The sequence below is a fragment of the Solimicrobium silvestre genome (assembly GCF_002976435.1).
Classification (GTDB): Bacteria; Pseudomonadota; Gammaproteobacteria; order Burkholderiales; family Burkholderiaceae_D; genus Solimicrobium; species Solimicrobium silvestre.
This window is the reverse complement of the sequence record NZ_PUGF01000010.1, coordinates 166,420-172,875: the sequence shown is the minus strand read 5'-3', so window position 1 is coordinate 172,875 and position 6,456 is coordinate 166,420. Positions and strand designations below refer to the sequence as shown.

Here is a 6,456-nt window from a genome sequence, read left to right as displayed (position 1 = left end):
GTTAATGATGCGTTTGCAATCGGTGCAGGTATCTGCATTATTTCAATTCTAGAAAATAATCCAAACATTAATTTTAAATTTCATATTTTTTCATTGAAACAGCTATCTACTCTCAATACTCAAAACATAAAATCAATCGCTGATAAATATAAAACGAAAATCAACCTTCACTTGATTGAAAACCATGAATTTGAACCATTCTTAAAAATGGAAATATTCAGAATGGCGCCCTATTCACTAGACATATTAACAAGGCTCTTAATTCCTAGCTTGCTGCACGGAATCACTGATAAAGTTTTATATCTTGACGCTGATATCGTATGCGATGAAAAAATTAACTCATTTCTAGCATTAGATTTAAAAGGAAATGTATTAGCGGCTAGAACTGATAACACCCCGCATAATGAGAATAAATTTGGGCTAAAACCAAATACGTATTTTAATGCAGGGCTTCTGTATATCGATATTAACGAATGGCAGGAACAAGATATCTACAAAAAAATCCTCAAAGCTTTAGAAGTAAATAAAAATATATTCCTTCCTGATCAAGATGCTCTAAATATCGTTTTGCAGGGCAAAGTTACTTACCTACCCCAAAATCACCATTATCATTATTTTTTTGATAAACCAAACCATGAAATCGTCACAAAAAAAATATTTATTCATTATTTGGGATGCATAAAACCGTGGCATGGAATATTTTCAGAAACCGTACCGTTTAATAAATACAAAGCAAATTCCCCATGGAAGGACTATAAGCACTCATGGGTATCTGCAACATCTCTTCAGCTACGAGTTTATGCGAGATATTTGTTCCGCCAGAAAAAATATATATCTGGGTTTAAGTATTTTTTTAAATATTTGAAAATAAAAATCGCTGCATAATTTACTCAAAAGAATTCTTAGATTCAATACAAAAGCAATGCTCAATAAATTAAATAGGTATAGAGGTAGTGCCCCATTAGTTATCGCAATATTTTTTTTTGCGTTTGGCGTTGCTTTTCAAAAAATAGATAACATTAGTTTTTATTTACTGGTGTTATTTTTTTTAATTATCGTTTTTCTGCAATCTGAAAAAGATCGAAAATTCTCACTTGGAATTTGCAGGGAGTATTGGCCTATTATTTTATCGATGTGCGGGATTGTTTTTGCCATAGGCATAAATCAACTGTCCACAGGGAATTTCTCGATCCGAATCTTTGATAAACCATCACGGCTTGCTTTATTTGTGTGTGTATTTTGGCTTTTTTTAACAATTCCATCTAATAAATTTAAACAAGTTAAATGGGGATTCATACTTGGCTCAATTATTTGCACCATCCAAATAGCCTTATTAACAAGTGACCATATTTCCCGGCCAATGGTTAATGATATAGAAATAATAGCCTTACTTTCTACGTTTTCATTTTTATCTATAGGCTGGAATAGTGCAAATTCAAAAACTGCACTATTTTTTCAAATTACTGCTGGGCTTGCAGGATTGTATTCCGTTTACATTTCGCAGACACGCGGAGTTTGGATGGCACTACCAATTTTTGCGGTGATAATTTTAAGTACGTTATGTGCAAACATAATCACGAAAAAAATATTTTTCACCTTCATTTTTCTTGCCACCATCTTCACAGGAATATTTAGTACAACAAACATTGTCCGTGATCGAATAAAACAAGGGAGCCAGGATATAAACCAATATCTAGAGAAAAGCAATCTAGATACCTCCATCGGTACAAGATTTCAATTATGGGAAGGGTCTTGGATTATTTTTAAAGAAAATCCTATATTCGGTATAGGTAGAGAGGATAAAAACTTTTCCTCTAGCTTAAAGAAATTAGCCGAAAGAAAACTGGTAACGCCCGTATTATTTCTACAGCCTCACTCTCATAATGAGTTTTTGTACAATATGATGAGTCTTGGTATTTTTGGGTTAATTGGGCTATCTATCACCTATTTAACTCCACTTTATTATTTCCTTAAATATATACGACACCCTGACAATGAAATTAGAGTCGCGACGGCAATGGGATTGGCTTTATGTTTAGGGTTTATGATATATGGATTGGTGGATGTTTTGTTTATGTACAAAGGCGCCACTATTTTTTATTCAATCTCTATTGCATTTTTTTTAGCGCAAATTATTAAACGTAAAAATTTAATTTCGCATTGTTAATAGCTAAATTTGAAATCATAGTTCGGTTAAATCCATAGCTAACGCTGCCTGTTGCAACAATATACTCAAAATAAACGAATTTTAAAAATTAGTCCTGAGTGCGCCTGCCATTTATCTTCATGGCTTTAGCTTGCAAACCGAGTCAGATCAAATCAACAGCACTTCATAGTATCAACAAAAAAACCGCTTCTGGCGTTAATGCTCGATGTGTTTTTTGTTGTGACCTGTTGCCATTCTTTTTGTTCACTACCCACTGTGTGGCACCGAACAGACTATGAGCGATATAGAACTCAAGATGACTCTATTGTGTAAGTGGCTGAAGCTGGGTGCCGCAAATGCAATCAACACATCAGCTCAACAAAAATTCAAGGAGTATTTCATGTTATATACCATCGCATTAATTCTCGTCATTCTGTGGCTACTCGGCCTGGTTACATCTTACACGCTGGGTGGATTCATACACATACTCTTAGTTATTGCGATCGTGGTGATTCTTTTACGGGTCATTAATGGTCGTACACCGCTTTAGCATTAAATAGAAAAAAGGGGGCAGAACAAATTGCGCTGCACCCCTGTTTCACTTTCACGATATTCTTGAATTCTTGATCAACGTACTGGCATCGCTGCCAGACTAGAATAATCAACGTTGAGCAATCTTGCCATTATCGTCTGACAATACGATTTCAACACGTCGGTTCATCTGGCGATTTCCTGCCGTATCATTGGATGCAACCGGGAAATCTTGACCGTAGCCTCGAATTGCAATCCGCTCTGCCGCAATACCCATATCTTGCAATGCACTACGTACCGCTTTGGCGCGTCGTTCAGACAACTCCTGGTTGTACGGCGCAGTGCCGGTGCTGTCGGTAAAGCCTTCTATCAGAACTGTGCGTTGTGGGTTTTGATTCAACACATCAGCCAGTTTTTGCGCAGTATGCATACCGTTAGAATTCAGACGCGACAAGTCAGTACCAAACAAGACATCGCCAAGCGTGATCACCATGCCGCGATCTGTTTTTTTAGCAGCCAGATCAGCTAATTCAGCTTCCAGTTGTGCCGCATGTGCTTGTGCTTCCTGGGTTTTACGTTGAGAATCGGCAGCATTCATCTTTGCCTGATCGGCTTCCGCGGTGCGCTGATTCAATACCATCTGATCACGTTCTTTGACTGTGCTGGCCATTGCCACTTCCGCGAGCTTTTGTTTGGTCACTTCCTGAGCCAACGCAATTTTATCTTTTGCGATGTAAGCCAACTTATTAATTTTATCCTCGCTATCGTCATGAGTAGATGCGAGGTTAGCTTGGTTCATAGCGATGGTAGCCTGTTGCATTTCTAGCGGTGCATAGCGGGCGACATTGGGATTATTTTGTGCGACACCATAATCACGGCGTGTCTGCTCAAGAAAACTGGTAGTTCTTGGCACCGTACTACAAGCGCTGATTAAGACCGCAATGGTGAGCAGAGTAGGCGAAAATAAATTTTTTTTCATGATATTTCCCTATTTTGGTTGCACTTAATTAAAAGCGCTGGATTCGTGAATGATTCAGTCTGTATTAAAAATCAGGTCAGTGATTAGCGCGATCAATTTGATCTTGCAATGTGTGTATATCGTCTTGCAGCGTATTAACTGCCGCTTGTGCTTTAGCTGTATTAGCCTTGCTTTGAGCTAACTTGGCGTCAGCTTGCGCTTGCTTGGCCAGGTCATCAGCCTTCTTGTAATCTTTGTCCTTCATCGCGGTGTTAGCCAGTGCCAACTTGTCACGCGCTGAACGCATTTCGAGCGGAGCATATTCTGCGCCCCCCGCACTTGAAGCATTATCCACCGCAGCAGTGGATACTGCGACGTCAGCAGTAGTCGGTGTTTTCATGTCGGTGCAACCAGCAATTAAAATGATGGTCGCAAAGCACGCCGCTTGAACATATTGATTCGAAATTGTTGTCATCATTATTCTCCTGTAATCTGTGAATCGAATGAAAATTGCCATCGATGATTGATGTTATAGGCTGCTTTTTTAGCCAAGTCGGTTCGTTGACGCACATTGGCGCAATATTTACGATGATCAATCAGATTTAAAAAATAAGCGGAGGGGGAAATTTAAACATCACGCCAGATCAGCACTAGCGAAGATTAATGTTCGGCTGAATCACTGCGTCGACAGCTTGGAATAAAAAAACCGCCAAAGCTCAAAACAATTTGAACTTTGGCGGCTTATGTAAAAGAAATGCGAAAAACTGATATTACTATTAACGTTTGATTGGCGATATTTTTGTACCTTCGATACTTAGGTTAACCATCAAACCCTGTTGATCAAAAATATAAGCATAAGCATCGTTCTTCAACGTAGTCGATGACAAATTTTTGGCGACGCCTTCATTAACGACGACGATACTTGGGCCAACACCAAATTCCCATCCATGTGACTTATTCAGGTAATTCACTGCTTTATCATTCATGAGAAAAACAACATAGCCATATGATTCAGCACCTGCCTGCCAGCCCCACGATGCGGAGACGGAATTATAGTAACCGTTAAATTTATCACTATTGAACAGCACACCCTCACCATAACTTCCGCCAAATACCAACCCTGCTTTCAGAATATGCGGAAACACCAGAATTGCCTTGGCGCTTTTACCGATGGTTTCAGCAAATGGGTTAGTTTTGTAGAGGGCATGCAATGCTTGTGTAGAATCCTTGGTGAGCTCTTCGGCGGTTGTTGCATTCGCCTGCCCGACTAGCGCAGTAAGCGCAAACAATGTGGTAGCAACCAAAATAAATTTATGTACTCTGTTTTGAATGTGCATCATGTTATTACTCCTCTTTAGTGGTGAAATTAATGTCAATAGCAATTGGCAAAACCTAATGAAAGATGGGAAACAAGTTTGTTAAAGTTAACGTGACCTGATCTCATCCATGCTCCATTATTTCTTTTTTCCTGAAGTTAATCTGTTCGTTAGCGCACAGAAGAATAATGTTGAGTTCCGATTATCATCATTCAATCTTATGCTCAGAAAATTCCGTGTCCATGACATAGGTACGACAATGTTCCAAATAACTGGATTCGTGCGTTGCGATGAGCTCCACAACACTATTCCAGAGCCAGTCAGGTAGTTCAAACTTCTTGGTTTGATTGCGTAACAATTCCCCGCACCACTTGCTGCGCGTACCTGCATCCATCTGTCGCGCGTGTGCCTTGCCGACTATCGAACCCAGATACTTGGCTGCGATCATTGCCTCAAGCTGAGTCAACTTATTCACTTCCAGTTTGAGATCTTGCGGCAGTAATTCCCTGATAAATACCGAGCAGCCCATTAACTGCGAAGCCAGCATCCGTTCACCTAAATAAGGTGACAGCTGCAGTGCTCCCTCCAAGACGCGCTTGCCGTTATCGCGCGGCATCTTTGCATCAAAAGCGCGTGGTGCCAGCGCCTTGATTGCCTGCTTAATGTCCATCAAACAAAAGTCTCTGCCCTTTGATACTTCCTGGTCGATATCCAGCAGCGCTGCATAACGCAAATTCCCTAACGAGCTACAACCTTTTCGCCAATACGCTGCATCAAGTACGGTCACTACCGCATCATCGTTTCTTGCGCGCAATCGTGTGGCGAGCCCAGAAAATTCTTTATCACCGAACATTTTTGTAATGGCGAGTGATTCACTTTGTGAAATCGGCCAAAAGCGTTTTCCGAGTGGGATTGATGGATCCAAATTATCCAAATTTTGTTTAGCAAAATTTTTCCATTTGCTCGTCGATGCTTGGCGCATAACTAATTTCACGCATTCTGGGCGCGGCATAGTCAAGGTTTCATCATGAAATTCCTGCGCGTAACCTTCCATTAACTGTTCCAGCATTTTGAGTGTGATCACCCCTGGCAAATCAGAGTCGCGTGCAGCAATGGCCAGAGATAAACCCAAGCGTATCAAATCATGAATGGGATTACCGATTACTGTCTGATCGAAATCTCGGATCTGAACTTCTACCTGACCGTCGGCATTAGCAACCGGGCCTAGATTTCCAAAATGGCAATCACCACATATCCAAATCGCAGGGCCCTCTGGGAATTTGCCAGAACTAGATGTCTCCAGCCATTCATAGAATTTCGTGGTGCTACCCCGCACATAGGATTGTACCGAACGTGCCATCTTTAAATTCCGTTGTGCCCGCAGGAATAAGAGGCGCTGATCAGGCTCAAGAAGTTGTCGTTGAGACTTTTTCATTATGCTGCTTGATGCCTATAGGTTGAACTAAAATTGGTGCTGGTATATTTCCCGACCGCCAGCCCCGGTA

7 protein-coding genes are annotated in these 6,456 nt (G+C 40.6%); 3 read left to right on the top strand and 4 right to left on the bottom strand.

All coding sequences use genetic code 11. The features are described 5' to 3' along the window. From S2091_RS12100 to S2091_RS12090, 3 genes are all read left to right on the top strand, one after another. On the top strand, nt 1-885 hold an 885-nt coding region (locus tag S2091_RS12100; protein WP_105532155.1), incomplete at its 5' end, for a glycosyltransferase family 8 protein. Between the two features lie 37 nt (nt 886-922). After that, nucleotides 923-2,167 carry an O-antigen ligase family protein gene (locus S2091_RS12095; RefSeq protein ID WP_105532153.1) on the top strand — a complete coding sequence of 415 codons (1,245 nt, stop codon included), beginning with the start codon at nt 923-925 and terminating at the stop codon, nt 2,165-2,167. Between the two features lie 379 nt (nt 2,168-2,546). After that, a complete protein-coding gene (locus tag S2091_RS12090) occupies nt 2,547-2,696 on the top strand; it encodes a lmo0937 family membrane protein (RefSeq protein ID WP_105532183.1) in 150 nt (49 codons plus the stop codon). Nucleotides 2,697-2,807: 111 nt separating this feature from the next. Here S2091_RS12090 and S2091_RS12085 read toward each other — a convergent pair whose 3' ends face one another. From S2091_RS12085 to S2091_RS12070, 4 genes are all read right to left on the bottom strand, one after another. Beyond that, the gene (locus tag S2091_RS12085) at nt 2,808-3,656 is read right to left on the bottom strand and encodes an OmpA family protein (RefSeq protein ID WP_105532151.1); all 849 of its coding nucleotides are present in this window, start codon (nt 3,654-3,656) and stop codon (nt 2,808-2,810) included. A 76-nt stretch (nt 3,657-3,732) separates the two neighbouring features. Continuing rightward, nucleotides 3,733-4,113: a DUF4398 domain-containing protein gene (locus S2091_RS12080; RefSeq protein WP_341476999.1), complete on the bottom strand. Its 381-nt coding sequence runs from the start codon at nt 4,111-4,113 to the stop codon at nt 3,733-3,735. Between the two features lie 298 nt (nt 4,114-4,411). Further along, entirely contained in the window at nt 4,412-4,975 is a 564-nt protein-coding gene (locus S2091_RS12075; protein ID WP_105532148.1) for a lipid-binding SYLF domain-containing protein, read from the bottom strand. Between the two features lie 184 nt (nt 4,976-5,159). Continuing rightward, nucleotides 5,160-6,386: a DUF2252 family protein gene (locus tag S2091_RS12070; protein WP_105532146.1), complete on the bottom strand. Its 1,227-nt coding sequence runs from the start codon at nt 6,384-6,386 to the stop codon at nt 5,160-5,162. Nucleotides 6,387-6,456: the final 70 nt, after the last annotated feature.